General features: G+C 58.1%; 13 protein-coding genes. 7 read left to right on the forward strand and 6 right to left on the reverse strand.

Annotated elements, in window-relative coordinates; genetic code table 11:
• Nucleotides 1-9: 9 nt before the first annotated feature.
• The gene (locus ACVIYL_RS18000) at nt 10-972 is read left to right on the forward strand and encodes a PfkB family carbohydrate kinase (protein ID WP_456779325.1); all 963 of its coding nucleotides are present in this window, start codon (nt 10-12) and stop codon (nt 970-972) included.
• Between the two features lie 2 nt (nt 973-974).
• Here ACVIYL_RS18000 and ACVIYL_RS18005 read toward each other — a convergent pair whose 3' ends face one another.
• Nucleotides 975-1,472, reverse strand: coding sequence for an NADAR family protein (locus ACVIYL_RS18005; protein WP_456779326.1), 498 nt, complete (start codon nt 1,470-1,472; stop codon nt 975-977).
• 875 nt (nt 1,473-2,347) lie between these two features.
• On the opposite strand from ACVIYL_RS18005, the gene ACVIYL_RS18010 reads away from it, so the two are divergent.
• Genes ACVIYL_RS18010 through ACVIYL_RS18030 form a run of 5 tightly spaced genes read left to right on the forward strand, consistent with a single transcriptional unit; the run spans nt 2,348 to nt 7,642 of the window.
• Nucleotides 2,348-3,055 (forward strand): thermonuclease family protein, encoded by a 708-nt coding sequence (locus ACVIYL_RS18010; protein ID WP_456779327.1) that lies wholly within the window; start codon nt 2,348-2,350, stop codon nt 3,053-3,055.
• Nucleotides 3,034-4,530: a hypothetical protein gene (locus ACVIYL_RS18015; RefSeq protein ID WP_456779328.1), complete on the forward strand. Its 1,497-nt coding sequence runs from the start codon at nt 3,034-3,036 to the stop codon at nt 4,528-4,530. Before ACVIYL_RS18010 ends, ACVIYL_RS18015 begins: the two co-directional genes overlap by 22 nt.
• A gap of 52 nt (nt 4,531-4,582) precedes the next feature.
• Nucleotides 4,583-5,338, forward strand: a complete 756-nt coding sequence (locus ACVIYL_RS18020; RefSeq protein WP_456779329.1) for a hypothetical protein — start codon at nt 4,583-4,585, stop codon at nt 5,336-5,338.
• Between the two features lie 3 nt (nt 5,339-5,341).
• Nucleotides 5,342-6,382, forward strand: coding sequence for a hypothetical protein (locus tag ACVIYL_RS18025; protein ID WP_456779330.1), 1,041 nt, complete (start codon nt 5,342-5,344; stop codon nt 6,380-6,382).
• A 54-nt stretch (nt 6,383-6,436) separates the two neighbouring features.
• The gene (locus ACVIYL_RS18030) at nt 6,437-7,642 is read left to right on the forward strand and encodes a hypothetical protein (protein ID WP_456779331.1); all 1,206 of its coding nucleotides are present in this window, start codon (nt 6,437-6,439) and stop codon (nt 7,640-7,642) included.
• Here the strand turns inward: ACVIYL_RS18030 and ACVIYL_RS18035 are convergent.
• The 5 genes from ACVIYL_RS18035 to ACVIYL_RS18055 all read right to left on the reverse strand — a co-directional run bounded on the left by ACVIYL_RS18035 (nt 7,583) and on the right by ACVIYL_RS18055 (nt 11,515).
• Complete coding sequence (locus ACVIYL_RS18035) at nt 7,583-8,131, reverse strand: helix-turn-helix transcriptional regulator (protein ID WP_456779332.1); 549 nt, start codon at nt 8,129-8,131, stop codon at nt 7,583-7,585. The two genes, ACVIYL_RS18030 and ACVIYL_RS18035, sit on opposite strands and share 60 nt — an antisense overlap.
• A gap of 422 nt (nt 8,132-8,553) precedes the next feature.
• A complete protein-coding gene (locus ACVIYL_RS18040) occupies nt 8,554-9,387 on the reverse strand; it encodes a response regulator transcription factor (protein ID WP_456779333.1) in 834 nt (277 codons plus the stop codon).
• Nucleotides 9,381-9,536, reverse strand: a complete 156-nt coding sequence (locus ACVIYL_RS18045; RefSeq protein WP_456779334.1) for a hypothetical protein — start codon at nt 9,534-9,536, stop codon at nt 9,381-9,383. The genes ACVIYL_RS18040 and ACVIYL_RS18045 overlap by 7 nt, the downstream gene beginning before the upstream one ends.
• 281 nt (nt 9,537-9,817) lie before the next feature.
• Nucleotides 9,818-11,167 carry an IS701 family transposase gene (locus ACVIYL_RS18050; protein WP_456779335.1) on the reverse strand — a complete coding sequence of 450 codons (1,350 nt, stop codon included), beginning with the start codon at nt 11,165-11,167 and terminating at the stop codon, nt 9,818-9,820.
• Nucleotides 11,168-11,236: 69 nt separating this feature from the next.
• Nucleotides 11,237-11,515, reverse strand: coding sequence for a hypothetical protein (locus ACVIYL_RS18055; RefSeq protein ID WP_456779336.1), 279 nt, complete (start codon nt 11,513-11,515; stop codon nt 11,237-11,239).
• Between the two features lie 848 nt (nt 11,516-12,363).
• Between ACVIYL_RS18055 and ACVIYL_RS18060 the strand changes: the two genes are divergently transcribed.
• The gene (locus ACVIYL_RS18060) at nt 12,364-15,147 is read left to right on the forward strand and encodes a UPF0182 family membrane protein (protein WP_456779337.1); all 2,784 of its coding nucleotides are present in this window, start codon (nt 12,364-12,366) and stop codon (nt 15,145-15,147) included.
• Nucleotides 15,148-15,548 lie beyond the last annotated feature (401 nt).

The raw sequence follows: 15,548 nt of genomic DNA on the forward strand, positions 1-15,548 counted from the left end.
GAGCTACGTGTGCCGCGCCCGGCCGTCGCAGGGACGGGGTTGACGGCGGTCGATCGCATTTATTCCGACGGATACGGCATTCCGACGGAAGCGCTCGGTGGATCGTGTGGGAATGTCCTTCTCTCGCTAGCGATGCTTGGCCATCCGGTCTTTCCGGTGCTTAATCTCGGCGACGACGACCATGGCCGGTTTCTGTTCGACGAATTCGCAAAGGCCGGATGTGAAACGCGTTATGTATCGAGAGCGGAGACAGGAAGCTCTCCCGTCATCGTTCAAATAGTCGATACGGTGAATGCAACCCACCACTTCACATCGACTTGTCCGCAGACGTCCGAACGTTTTCCGAAGTGGCGCTCGATCGATTACAAGCACGTATGCCTGGCCGCGGAAACGCTGAAGTCTGTTTCAGTCTTCTACGCCGACCGCGTTTCGGAATCGATTGTCCTTGCGATGGAGGAGGCCAAGCGCTCCGGCGCGCTGGTCTTCTTTGAACCGGCCTCTGCAGACCATGATCTTTTCGGTAGGGCGGTCCGTTGCGCGACGGTGGTCAAGCTATCTGACGAGACGGCCGGCAAAAGCGTCCACGAACATAATCTGGGGCCAGAAACGATCGTCATAAGAACGCATGGCGTTCAAGGGTTGACTGTTTCAGTAGGAAGTGTCCGTCGTCACTTTCCGTCTAGCTCCGCTCCGCGCGTCGTCGATACCTGCGGATCAGGTGATATGGTGACGACGGGTCTGCTCGATCTCGTCCTGAAGCGGTGGTTTCGAGATGGAAGCTGGAAGGTGGAGGACATCTTCGACGGCGTCGAAGTTGGCCAGCGTCTTGCGGCGCTCAATTGCGGTTTCACAGGTGCCCGCGGGCTATTCTTGGCGGCCGGCGCTCTTCACGTGCGTGAGATGCTTGATCGCGGCGTGGACGAAGCGTCGACCTCTTACGTGGCGATGCTTGGAAGTCACCACGCGCAGTGAGGTCATTCGGCCGCCTGCATAGCTACCTTACGGCGACGCTTTCCATTCTGTGAGAGATGCTCTCGCACCTCCATCAGCATAATCCCGAGCATATTCTTGCCGCCCTTGCCGGGCACCTCCCCCCATAGCCTATTCACAGCGTTGTCTACCGTAGCAGTCTCGATCAGCACGGCGTCTTTGGTGTTCAACAGGATGGCGGCCAGATCTGCGTGTTGGGTAAACTTCGCGAGAAGTACGCCTCTCATGCGGTCGAACTTTATCCTCGACCAGTCCGGTGCAATGTCCCACTGATAGAGGCCATGTGCCGCCATAGCGAGCAACGCGGGTGACGGCGCCGCCATCAGCCACTTCCGGACTTCGTCCTTGCGAGGCTTCCCTGCCTGGTAGGCATGTTCCGAGGTCGGATAGACGCACCCTTCGAATGTGATCGGTCGCCTATAGAGATTGCTGAACACGCCGTATGGCTTTTCGCTTGCACGATAGAAGCGGATTTCCTTCATCGCTGCCCTCTTGTGAAGCCTCTTCAATTTATGCATTATTACATAATCATGGCTCGCAGAAAAGATCAAGCTCGCAGGGTGAAGGGGCGGCCGACAAGTCCGATCGAGGGGGCTGTTGAGGCAGTCGCTTGCGTCCGTGAGCTTCAACGCCAGCGAGATCTGACCGATACTGCTTTGGCTGTACTGGTCGGCGTTGATCAGTCGAGCGTACACAGAGCCCTGAACAGAAAGCCGCCACGGTTAACGCCAACTCTAATTGCGTTATGCAATTATGCAGAAAAAAGGATTGGTGCAGACGCGAAAAGACTAGGCGATCGGGCGAAAGATCAGCTCTCGGAAGCAGTTGAGCGCGTTTGGGATGGTTCGCCGGAGGGATTAAACAAGTTGCTTGCGTTGCTGCGCGACCTCGGCGATCTCGTGTCTCGCAATTGAGGCGGGCGGTGTTCTTCGCCGGTGAAATGACGGTCAGTTTAAGTGGCTTACCATCCAGTGGTCAAAAGCCAGGCCGCGTGTTCCTCCGCATCAGCGACCTAGGTGACTTCGAGAGCCTGCTGGCGGCTATTCTGTCGGAGGTGTGTAGGCGCTCTTTCGGTTGGCATCGAGCGGATCGCAGCGGGGCCGAGATGGGGATTCGGCCTTTGACGAACGCGCGATCTAATTTGAGGCGGACCTGTACGAGGATTGCGTTCCGCGCTCCACAGTAAGCGGACAGCTTTTGGAGTGGAGTAATAGCGATGAAGGCGACGAATACCCAAGGCACCCTACCTAGGTATGAGCGTCCGATCGACGGAAACTGTCAATCCAGGGTCGCTTGCGGTTCAGCTGGCGGTGTAAGATAAAGGCGCCTTTAGGTTGTCTCGGGGGAAGACGTAGGAATGCGTTGGGCTTTTGCCTTGTTGTGGCTGGCGGTTAGCCTGCCGTCCTATGCTTTCGAGCTGAGAGCGATTCCCCAAATAGTTGACGCCGATACAGTCCGCCTCGGCACGATCAAGGTCCAGCTGCAAGGCATTGACGCCCCCGAAATAGACCAGATTTGCACGGACGCGGGCGGCAAAACTCGGGATTGCGGGGTTGAAGCTCGGGAAACGCTCAAAAGGTATGCCGGTAGCAAAACTTGGGTTTGCCGACTTTCCGGCACGGATCGTTATCACCGCGAGCTCGGGACGTGCAGCGTCGATGGGGAGGACATTTCCAGTTGGTTGGTGCGCAACGGGTGGGCTCTGGCCTTCCGTCGGTACCCAGTTGCGTACGTGGAGTTTGCGAAGCGAAAGCAACTTGGACTTTGGAGTGGAGCTTTTGTTGCGCCTTGGGACTGGAGGCATCGCAGCTCCAACACGACCATTCTCGGCGCGAAAGCGGTGCCCATCGACGCGCAGCGGGTCCTTACTGGGCCGCGGCTGACTGAAGCGCCGTTGCCGACCTGTGCCATTAAGGCCAATTTCCGGAGCATCCCGACGTGTATCTATCACATGCCGGGTGGCCGCTTCTATGACCGCCTTGGCATGAACGATACCGCGTCGCGGAGGTGGTTCTGTTCTGAGGCTGATGCGCAGGCGGCTGGTTGCCGCCGTTCGAAGCTGTAGCGGTTGTCGATAAAATGACGACGACAACGAAGCGCTTGTCACCCATCACACGTCTTTGGGAACTGCTCCGGCAACCGCAGCATCCATATAGGCCTGCAACCCAAATCTTCCTGGATCTGAATGTTCAGCTGGTTGCTCGGGAGCTAAACCTGGAGCAGCGCGGAAGCGAGCGTGGGGCAGAAAATCGACCAGCCGAGAGCACGCAGACGCTTGACGATGTCGAGCACCAGATCATCGAGCGTGTCGAGTCCCACAAGCAGGATGCCCACGCACTATACCTTGAGCACCTGCACACCTACGACGAGCGTTTGGCCGGTCTGAATTTTGAGGAGCGGTTCGCGATCATTCAACAGGCTGCACCGCAGGCTGTTGGTGACTTTAGCGCTGAGGCTTCTCTTGGCCGTGACGAGCTATTCGAGCTTCGACGTCGACTTAACGAGTCCGAATTGGAACGTGAACAGTTCCGTAAGCAGTATGGGCTCGTGCGTCCCGCGCGCCTTCTAACTGCCGGAAAGGTACTCCTCAAAGTAGGTGTGCTTGCCGTCTTGTTTGTGATCGAACTCATAATCAACGGCACGTTCCTAGCGAAGGCCAATGAATATGGGTATCTCGGCGGCGCCATTCTTGCGATGGTGTTCGCTGCTTTCAATATCCTTGTCAGCTTCCTATGTGGGCTTGTGCCCATACGCCTGGTCAATCAGCGGAGTTCTTTTTTCAAGACCGTCGGCTTCCTCTCGTTGGTTGCCTACCTGGTATTCACGACCGCATTAAATCTCTCGCTTGCGCAGCTCCGTGAAATTCCACCCGACATCAATATGGACGTTGGCCAGGAGGTCCTGAGGCGCATCACTACCGCGCCATTCGCGCTGACAGACTTCATGTCCTGGCTGTTATTTGGAGTGGGGTTTGTCTTTTCGGTAATCGCGATGGTGGATGGCCTTCTGTTCTTCGATCCTCATATTGGCTACGCTGGATTGGAGCGTCGTTGGGCTGACGCAAGCAGGAAGTTCAAGGATACCAAGGCGGGACTCATCGATCAGTTGCGAGAGATCCGGGACGATGCGGCAGAAACGATGAATGCTGCCGCTCACGATCTTTCAGTTCGACGATCGGAATTTGACGCATTGTTGCAGGCGCGGAGCCGGCTTGCGCAGCGCTTCATTGAGCATCAAGCACAAATCGAGCGCGCCTGTGGTGCGCTACTCGAGATCTACCGCGAGGCAAATCGCAAGGTGCGAACGACGCCAGCGCCATCTCACTTCGATCGAACGTATGTTATGGAAAGGATAATCCATCAATCCTCGGAGCCCGATACGACAGCCCGGGATCATCTTCGCCAAACGATCATCGAAACTCAGGAGCTCTTGAAGGAACAAATAAAGGCTATCAACGCGGCCTTCGACGAAGCGGCGCGATCGTACAGGGCAATCGACGAATTCTTCCCAGAGACTGAACGTGGCAAAGCGGCGTCCTAGAAAACAGAGCTCTAGTCGTTTTAGTGCATCTGCCATCGGAGGTGTTCTACTGTTGCTGGGCGCCACGGCAGCCACCGCGGCGCTTGGGTATTTGTATTTTTCTACGCCGGGTAAGCCCACGCTCGATGCGCAGACCTTATGTCCGACAACCGGGCCTCAAGGCATCACCGTGGCTCTTGTCGACACTTCCGATGATTTGCCGCCCGCGACGGGGCGGGAGGTCTTGAGTTTGCTCGACGACCTCATTACGGGGCTGCCCCCATACTATCGCCTTGACGTCCGGGTTCTCGATATCCCAACGGGACGAAGCCGATCGTTATTCGCCAAATGTAATCCTGGTGATGGGGTAGGGTTGAGCGAGTGGACCAACAATCCCCGTATCGCACGGATGCGTTGGATAGAGAGCTTCCGGAAGCCGGCAAGCGAGGCGGTGAAGAGTAGCTTAGCATCGGCCAAGGCCAACAGTTCTCCAATCATGGCCGCGATTCAAGACATTGCGATAGATCAGTTCTCAAGCGAACACAGCAAAGCAATCAAGAAGAACCTGGTGATCATCTCCGATATGATCGAGCACACGCGAGATTACAGCCAGTACACGCGCGGAGGCGATCTCTCCTATCAGCGGTTCAAGCAGTCTGGCGCGTACCTGAAGTATCGCACGGATCTCCACGGTGCGTCCGTGACCATTGATTACGTTACGCGTCCATCCGTGATGCCGGACACGGTCCGACATGCGGAATTCTGGGGCTCCTGGGTCAAAGATAATTCCGGCGCTCTCGTCGCCATTCATCGCTTGCAAGGAACTTAGGTCGTGACAGCCCCCGTATCCTCGCAACGTATGCCGCCCGGCCTATTGAGCGGCTTGTTCTTCTTCTTGATCGTCTCGGTGGGCTGCGCCTACATCGTCTTCTCGAAGTTCCGGGCCTTTGATCCGCTATTCGTAACGGCCGTCCCGGTCGTGATTATGATCGGGTACGCCATTGCGTTGGGCGTGGCGCGGTTCCTCCGCTTACGCGACGATCAGTCGGGCGACAATCTTTACTACATGGGATTCCTGTTCACGCTCACGAGCCTTGGCGTTTCGCTTTTCCAATTCTCTGTAGAAGGCTCGGCAGAGGAAATCGTTCAAAACTTTGGCATTGCAATCGCATCTACAATCGCGGGCATTGCTCTTCGTATCTTTTTCAACCAGATGCGGCGTGATCCGATCGAGGTAGAGGCGACGGCGCGCGTGGAACTCGCGGAAGCTTCGCGGCGCGTGAAGCGAGAGCTCGAGAATACGGTTCTAGAGTTTGGTTACTTCAGGCGCGCCACGCAACAATCGATTACGGATGCGTTAGACGAGGTGAAGGACTTGCTTGGCGAGACCCGTGAGAGCGTAACTAGCGAACTTCGACAGTTTGCGAGCGATGCAAGTAAGCCTCTTGAGGAAGCGTCAAAGAAATCAGGCGACACGATAGATGGCCTCAACGTGCGTATCACTCAGACGCTTGATGCAGTGTCCAAGCGTTTGGCCGATGAGACCGTCAAGCTCTCGGAGAGTACGCGATCTATCGTGCGTGCGATCGAGGGCGTAGCTTCAAAGCTCGAATCGATGCAGACGCCTGAACAGATCATCGAGATCAAGCTGTCACCTATGATCCAGGGCCTCTCCAGAGCCGTCAATACGTTTAGTAAGAGCGCGGAGACGCATGCGAAGGCCGTCGAGACGAATCTGAAACGTACGCAGGACGTCACTGCGGCAGCTTCAAAATTGATAGAGGAAATCCGGGCGGCCGAAGCTTTGCGCCGGCAGGAGACTGTTACGGCTGGACCATGGAGTGGTAGCCCGCCGGGCGGGATGGCCAAGTAGCGGAATAAATGGCTATCGCGGCCAAAATGACCGCCGCGGGAGGACTGGCGACTAATGGACGGGCAGATCAATCAGCAGGGGGCTTCCTATCGGCAGGGGCTCGTACTCGGATTGACCATGGCTGAGATCATGGTGCTGCTCGTTTTCTGTCTGCTCATCGCAATGGCTACTTACTTGAGAACCGAGCAATCGAAGCTCGCGGAGGCCAAGAAGGAGCTCCAGGATAGGCAAGCACAGAACGAAGGTGACCGGGCGCTCGCGGCAGCTCTGCGCCAGAATCCGGCACTTCTCGAGAAGCTCTCAAGCGCCGCGGGGCAAGGCGCAGCCGCGGCAGACGAATTCTGGCGTGACCTGGTCCAGAGCAAGGCTGCGCTTGCTGAACTCGTGAAAAGCAACGGTTCCTTGAAGGAGTTGCGAGAGCGGGCGGCGGCTATGGCTGCTTTGCAGAGCAAGGGCATCGATTTAGAAAAGGTGCTTCGCGATGCTGATATGGTCGCTGCGATCGAGCGTGTTATGCCAGGTGCGGAGAAAGCGCCTCCATCGCCACAATCGGTCGCCGAACTCATTGTTCGGGGGCTCGCCGGACCAGCTTCTGGGGCAGCCAGGCATCAATGGCCGCCCATTATCACGCTCAGTGAAGCAGGGGGATATTATTTCAAGACCGGTAGCGCGGAATTGTCCGCTCCGTTCCGCGAAGCATTGGTGACAACAACACCTGATGAGATCCTTCGGTATATTCAGCAGTACGACGTAGATGTAATCGAAGTCGTCGGTCACACCGATGAACAAGCATTCGGAGTGCGGCAGGCTCCGGTAACGCTTGATCCAGCCGCGCCTCCGCCGCCCGTTCGACAGTCAAATCTCGATCGCGATCTTGCGGCGATCCTCAGGAGTGGCGGCGATATTGCGAGGCTGACGCCCGTCGATAACGCAGGGTTGGGTCTGGCCCGGGCTGTATCGGTAGTGAGTGTCTTACGTCAGTCACCGAAGCTAGCAGATTACAAGATGATCCCGCTTTCGGGCGCTCAGCTGATCAATACGGATGAAACGCTTGCACTGTCGGGGACCTCTAGAGGTGACGTTGCGCAACGGCGCCGCATCGAGATTCGGCTGCGGAAATCGGTCCCTCATGAAGCGGTTGCACCAATACCCCCTACTTCACCGGTTGCGTCGCCGCGGCGTCGACCCCAGCCGAAGATGTCATCGCCGGCGGGGGCTCCTGCGGCAAAGCAATCCGCGGCCGGGGCCGGTTCTAATTAGGGAGCCGCTCCGCGTAAGCCGAGATCGTCGATTAGCTACTTCGTTGCCCGAGAATAGCTCAATGAACCTCACGCCAAAGCAAACCGCTATGGCCTCGAGGGTTTCGAGAGTTGGATTTGCCCGACAGTTCTCAATGCGGCTTACGGCCGTTTGCTCGACCTCAAGTTTGTCCGCTAACTGGACTTGGGTCCAACCTCTGCTCTTGCGCAATCTCTTGACGTTGCGAGCCAATTCAGCCCTTCGAAGAGAGACAGGTAGAAGGATAGCAGGCCGATCGAAATCATGCCTGCCTCGACCAGACGGCTCAGGACTTTCGTCAGATTCTCGGAGCGCTTTCTTATCGGAGACATGGTGTCGAGGAATGGAGTTCCCAACGTCACCAGATTGCCGAGCGGCGCATTCACCACGGCCGCCTCGATCGCGACGTTGCCTCCATGGACTGTGACCGATGATATGGCAGATCCAGTCGTGGTTCTGAAGCTCGGCCATGTAGTCCGCCAGAGCGGCCGCGGCGCGCGTGCGTTCGATCCAGCTGTTCGCGCCCGGGAACCAATGGAAAACTTGATCGTTCCGGTCGCTGTGGGCTCAGCAACGCGCGCGGGATCCCCGCTTCTCTAGTGCTTCGTCGAGTTTGGCGGTGAAGGAAGGGGCGTTTCCACCGGCTTCGACCGTCCGAAACCACCAATTCGTCGTTCGCGGCCGGAGCGCGGCCCAGGTGCCGTGAACGACAATGACGGTCTCCTTCGGGAGCTCGTCGATCTCGCTCCCGCCCTCGGCGCGAACGAGTCCCTGTAGCGCGGGCGAACGGAGGTCTTCGACGTCGTCTTGCATCCGCGGATCAAATCGGGAAATCGCAGACCGTGGAATAGGGATGTCGATATCCCGTAGCCGAGCCGATCACGCCCCTGCGCCTAGAAAGCGCTTACTTCCTGGACACCCAAAAGCCTATAGACTCCGGTTCGTCCCTGCGGAGACAGATCTACGCTATTGTCCAGTTTCTCCCTCAGCCGTGGAATGAAGACGTCCATTCGGACCTGCTTGTCGCCTCTTTCCCGACGAAGAACTTCGATGTTGAAGGCTTCGCCGTCGATCGCGTGGTCCTCCACGACGCACAGATGGCGCAAGAGGATGTGCTCCGTGATCGAAAGTCTTTTCTTCGCGCCGGAAAAATTCGTGATCGTGCGATCGCCGATCGTGAACATCCAATCTCCGATCAGGAACTTCCTGCCCGAGTGAGATTGCTTCGACCGTCGTTCGGTGTGCACTCTTCGCCAGACCGACATCGCGCGCGGTGCGATCGTCGAGAAGCCGTGGGACTTCTCGACGTAGTCGTCGGCGCCGTATTCGATCAGCGGAGGAGCCTCCTCGTCGATCGCGAGTCCCGAGCAGACGATGATGCCCGCGTTCGTGTTGTCGACCACCGACTCGACGAACGCTTTCCCGATTTCCTTGCGCGCGAGCTCCCCGTATCGTTCGGCGACGCCGAGATCTAAGACGTAGAGGTCGACGTCGTCCCGCTCAAGATGTTCGCGGGCGCTCGCCACGTCCCTGACCTCGATGATTTCGCACCCGAGCTCCCCGATGCTCGAATCCGGATCCTTCAAAGCGGTCGCGACGCGCTCCGCGTCCTCTTCCTTGTCGTCGACGATGAGGATCCGGGGGGCGCGCATGATCTCCGCCGGCCGGAAGCGTCGACGAGCCCTTTTTGCGGTGTGCCGGAGGTTCAGCTCAGCCAGGCTCACCACTGCAGTCGTCCCCGCATCAGCATGTCGAGGAGAAAGCAGGGCATGGCGGCGATTGCAGGTGGCAGACCCGCGTAGAACAGGGCGGTGGATAAGGTGATTACCGCCAAGAGAGCTGTCAGCATCTTCCAAGATGGTTCGTTGGGACTCATCGGAACCTCCGTTAGGGCACAAAGCCTGCGAAACACACAAAACGCACATTCTTGGTACGCCAAAATGGGTAAAGGAATCCTAAATGGCGTTCGCGGTCGGTGTGGAAGAGCCACCGCGCGGCCGCAGCGTATCCGTGCCACCGAGCCGAGACCCGGAAGGGCAGGATCTTTCATCCCCGTGGGGATTCTCCTGGTCGCATATTCGAGGGGAAGGCGGGCGCGGCTTTAATGGGCATACCCTCTAGCACTACTTTGGCAGATTGTGTTTTCGCCGCTGTTTTTCACGGATCTGCTTTCGGCAATATGGGCACTGCTGAGACGGCGGCCGAAGGATGAGATCGACGATGGCGTGACGTACGGCTGGCATGGTTGGCTGAGGCGGAGGCCCGTTGATTCTTTTTTTTCCGCCCCGCGTATGCGAGGCGACGATGTTGCAGGAAGGCGTAGGCAATCATTGTCATCAAGGCGTGGCGATGAAGACCTTGCCATGATCGCCCTTCGAAGTGATCAAGTCCAAGTTCCTCCTTCAACTGCTGATGCGCCTGCTCACAAATCCACCGTGCCTTGATGGTGGCGGCCAGCGTGCGCAGATCCGTCGCCGCCGGAAGGTTGGCCAGATAGTATTTCTTCTCCCCGGACGCACGTTGCTCGCCAATGAGCCAGGCTTCGTCGCCTGGGAGATGCTGCTGACCTTTATCCCATATCCGCTGCGGAGGGCCGTCGGCGGTCCGGACACGGAGAGCAGCAAATTGGGCTTTCAGCCGACCTTTCGTCCCGCTACGCCAACTCACGGTTTTCCATTTGGCGCTGGCGAGCATTTGTTCTGCGGCAATCGATAAGATATCGGGCACGTGGTGCTTTCGTGGTTTTCCGCGGACTTTGGTAATCGGCCAAATGAGCTTCACATCGACCGGATACACTTTCTGGTGCCGAGGGATACCGACAGCCCAGGTCAGCCCGCGCTCTGTTAGCCCTTGTCGAAACGGTGCGCTGAGGCCGTATCCTGCATCCGCCAGCACACATCCAAAGCGCATGTTGGCTGCCATCGCGCGGTCAATCTCGGCCAAAGCGATCTCCGGCTTGGACCGTGGCGTTCGGTGTTCGACTGGCACGCGAGCGCGCTTCAAACGAGACATGTCGCTTGTCCAGCTGTCAGGCAGAAAGAGACGTAACGCGACCATCACGGGCACTTCGCCGCGTGCAAGCGTTAAAGACACCAGCGTTTGGCAATTTGCGGTTTTACCGAGAGCCGACGCGTATTGAGCCGCAACACCGACCGATCGCTCACCCTTCTTGGGAAGTGAGGTGTCATCGATAACCAGCATCGCATCCCTGCCGCCGACAAGTCGGTCCGCCTGGTTGAGCAGCTCCGTCTCCAGCGGCGTCGCATCCCAGACACCGTCCGCAATGAAATGGTGCAACTGGTCGTAGTTGCTCGTGGCAAGGCGTTCCGCCATCGGCTGAACGCTCTTGCGATCGCCCGGACCGATCAATCCCGCAACATACAGAGGACACATCCGCTGCCGGGTCTTATGACCCAGCCGGTCCAAGAACGGCATTAGCCAGCGTTCGAGTTCGTCTTCCCATCTCGGCATGGTCAGCCCTCCAAGAGCCGACCACCCATGAATCATTGAAAAATTGATTCGGGAATCCTATAAAACGCGGCAAAATCAACAATCTGCCAAAGTAGTGCTAGCTAGCTAGTCCGGGTAGATCCCGCCCGCAGCACGAAAGGCCTCGAGCAACGCCTCCGACCACAACGCCATCGCCGCCGTCTTTTCCGGGATGCGTTGCGCCTGGAAGTACCAGTGCTTGCCCGTCTGTCCGACCCTGTCGAGCTCGTTCCTGCGATCGCCGGCGATCTCGTGACCGATCATCAGGGACGCTGTGCCGGGCGGGAGAGGCGTCTCCTCGAGAATCCAGTCGCCCATCGTCGAGCGGATCAGATGCATCGAGAAGTGCGGGACGCCGCGGCGCACGTCGCGGTGGTTGGATGACGTATTTCAATCATCCGCTGCCTCCGATCAGCCAGTATAGAGGCTAGGCGCGATGGTGCGCCCGCATCAGATCAACGCCATGATGCGTAACCTCCCGCCCGGAGGCGGAGCTGCTGCAGATGGCGCGCGAGGACTTGGCCAAGCCCTTGCTGGGTTACTGTCGCGACGCGATGAACTACGCCGACCATGCAACTGATCATGCGGCCAGTCCGGCTCGAAAGATTGTGAAAACGCATCTTCGGGGGAAGGGTCCCCGACCTACCCCGAAAGATTGGGCCCTACCGATCGTTCGTTCCGACCAGGGCAGATTTTGGAGCAAACACCATCGGAACATAAGAGACAGCTTGTCGGAAGGGGGTATTGATCTTCCTGTACTCAGGCTGATTGTCCAATCCGCGGCTCTATCGGAAGGCCACCTGGTCGAGTGTCGCTCCCATATTTTAAGTTTTCCCATTCGACAGTCATGGAAAAGTAAGCTGGGATCTTACGATTCTCATGCTCCAGTTTGGGCGGTCATTTTGAAACGCCTTGAAAAACAATGAGGCGTGTCCTACCCAAATAATTCCGTAAGGCTTTGAATTCGCTATCTTGTTTCAGTTCCCTAGGGAGCGCCAAATGTTCGCTATTCCACGACATTTTACGATACGGCTCCATTCGCTGGGAGCTTTCCTGCTCGACGACTGATTGATCACGCCGGCCGCCTGAGCAGTTGCCGCCTTGTGCTCATTTGGGTCCCGGTGACGCATCTTCGAGCCCTCATCGCGCCTTGGCGGGCAATCCCCACCACGAAACAAGCGGCGGGCGTCCCTCGTTTCCGCTATGATGAAGCCATGACGATCGGGATTACCGGACCCGGCCGGAAAGGACCACGGCAAAGTGGCGTGGTCAGGCTGATCGTTGCGGCCATCGTCATCACGATTTGCCTGATCCTGCTCTCGTTCGCGAGCGACTTCCTGGTCGATTGGCTGTGGTTTTCATCGATCGGCTACCTACAGGTTTTCCTGACGGCGATCGGCGCCAAGGCAATCGTCTTTCTCTCCGTCTTCGCGGTGACCACCGTCGTCCTCTCGCTGAACGGAGTCCTGGCGGTGCTGTTTGCCATGCAGCAGCCGCTACAGAACCGAGTCGCCCCGGGGAAGGTCGCCGGTTTTACGGCGCCGCCCGATCCGTTCGTAGAACTGCGCGACCAATTAGCCCGGCCGCGGTTTGTCGCGCTCGGTGCGGGTGTGCTCGCCGTGCTGGTTGCCGCAGGCGAAGTCGGCAATTGGAACATCTTCCTGCAGTTTCTCTACCACGTGCCCTACGGTGCGCAGGATCCGCTCTACAACAAGGACATCGGGTTCTATCTCTTTTCGCTACCCGCCTATATCGCGATCAAGAACTGGATGCTGCTGACAATTATCCTGGGCGCGCTGTTTGCCGGAGCGATCTACTGGGTGCGCGGCGACATCGAATACGATGTTCACAACCGTTCAATTTCGCCGACCGTGATCGCGCATGGCTCGGCGCTGATTGGCCTTCTGTTCGCGGTGAAAGCCTGGTCCTATGGGCTCGACCGCTATCTGCTGCTCTACGGCGACAATGGTGTCGTGGTCGGGGCGAGCTACACCGATGTCCATCTGGGGCTGCCGGCTCTGTGGTTGATGATCGGGCTTTCGATCATCGCGGCGCTCATCGCATGGGCCAATTTGCGGGCGTGCACCTACCGGCTTCTTGCCGCCGCGTTCATCCTCGTCGGCGTCGGCTCTGTCATGCTGTCGAGCCTCGTCCCTTCGCTTTTCCGGCACTTCGTCGTCAAGCCGACGGAGTTGGAGCTGGAGAAGCCCTACATCGAACGCAACATTGCGCTCACCAGGCAGGCCTACAATCTCGACCGGATCGCAACCAAGCCGTTTGCCGCTGAACAGAGGCTGACCTTCAAGACGCTGGAAGCGAACAAGGCGACCATCGACAACATCCGGCTGTGGGACTGGCTGCCGCTGTCGAATACCTACGCGCAGCTGCAGGAGATCCGTACCTATTACAAATTCCACGATCTTGACGTCGATCGCTATTGGCTCGACGGCTCCTACCAGAGCGTGATGCTCTCGGCCCGCGAACTCCGGGCCTCCCTGCTGCCGGCGAACGCCCAGACCTGGGTCAACCGCCACGTGCTGTTTACGCACGGCAACGGCGCAGTGATGAGCCCGGTCACCCGCAAGAGCACGGAAGGACTGCCGTTCTTCTATTTGCGCGATATTCCGCCCGTTGCCGACGGTGGCCCCAGGATCGACGAACCGCGCATCTATTTCGGCGAAGAGAGCGACGACTACGTCATCGTCAAGGCCAGCATCCCGGAGTTCGATTATCCGAAGGGGAAGGACAACGTCTATGCGGCCTATGACGGCAGCGGCGGTGTGCCGATCGGAGCATTGGGATGGAGAACGCTGTTCGCCTACTACTTCAACGACGCGAATCTGGTCCTCTCAAGCTATATCACGGCCGACAGCCGGATCATGATCCGGCGCAACATTACGGAACGGGTGCGCACGATCGCCCCATTCCTCAGGCTCGATCATGATCCCTATCTGGTCGTCAGCAACGGTCGGCTGTTCTGGATGCAGGATGCCTACACCACGAGCTCCTATTTCCCCTCAGCGCAGCCCGTGCCGGAGCTCGATCTCAACTACATCAGGAATTCGGTGAAAATTGTCGTCGATGCCTATAACGGGACGGTCGATTTTTACCTGATCGACCCAAGCGACACCATTGCAGCGACCTACCAGCGCATCTTCCCGGACCTGTTCAAGCCGTTCATGGCCATGCCGGCGGATTTGCAGAAGCATATCCGCTATCCGGAGAATCTGTTCCTGATCCAGGCGCGGCTGTATCAGACCTACCACATGGAGCAGGCCGAAATATTCTACAACCGCGAGGACTTCTGGCAGTTTCCGCGACAGCCGGGCGGCGACGGCACTTCGGTGATGACCCCCTATTACATCATCATGCGGCTGCCCGGCGAGCCGCAGGCCGAGTTCTTCCTGATGCTTCCCATGGTACCGAGCCGTCGCGACAATATGATCGCTTGGCTCGCGGCGCGTTGCGACGCCCCCGACTACGGCAAGCTGATTGTCTACGAGTTCCCCAAGGACAAACTTGTCTACGGGCCGTTTCAGATCGAGGCACGGATCAATCAGAATACCGAGATCTCGCAACAACTCACGCTGTGGAATCAGATGGGCTCGCGGGTGATACGCGGTGCGAACCTGCTGGTGATCCCGATCGAGAACTCGATCCTTTATGTCTCGCCGCTCTATTTGCGCGCCGAGCTTGGACACCTGCCGGAGCTGAAACGCGTGATCGCGGCCTACGGTGAGCACGTCGTGATGAAGGAGACGCTCGCTGACGCCCTGGCCGCGTTGTTCGCGGAGCCCGGTGCGGTGCCGGCGGTTTCAAACGCAACCGAAACGGTGTCCCCTGCGGGCGGGACGGCGAGCCCGGCGCAGCAGGCGCTCGATCACTACAATCAGGCGATGGAGCGATTGAAGGCGGGAGACTGGAAAGGTTTCGGTACGCAGTTCGATGCCCTGCGCGAGCCCCTTGAGGAAATGAACCGACGCTCCGCCGGTCACTAGAGCATGATCCGGAAAAGCGTGTAGCGGTTGTCCGAAAAGATCGTGTCAAATCAAAGGGCCAGAGCGGGATGACGATTCGAAGAAAAGTCATCGCGCTCCAATGGTCTCGGGGAATTGTGAGTGCGGACGCACGCCTCAATCGGGTATTGTTAAAGGTCGCATTGCAATTTCAATCACATAAGAGTTCGCAGTTTCGTTCCGATTGGCGCGCCATTGAGCCCTCATCCGCAAACCCGGAACTGACCCGCTTCGGCACGCAAAAGCGGCCATTTCGAGCGCATGCCTGCGGCTCCCGATTCAGATTGCGGTGCCGTGGGCTGCGATCACCCGCATGAACGATTGCGCAGGTCTTTCGGAACGGGCTCGCGCGAGAGCGCGCCTGGTCGTTCACCCCATGTGAT

Source organism: Bradyrhizobium sp. USDA 3315 (assembly GCF_054056795.1).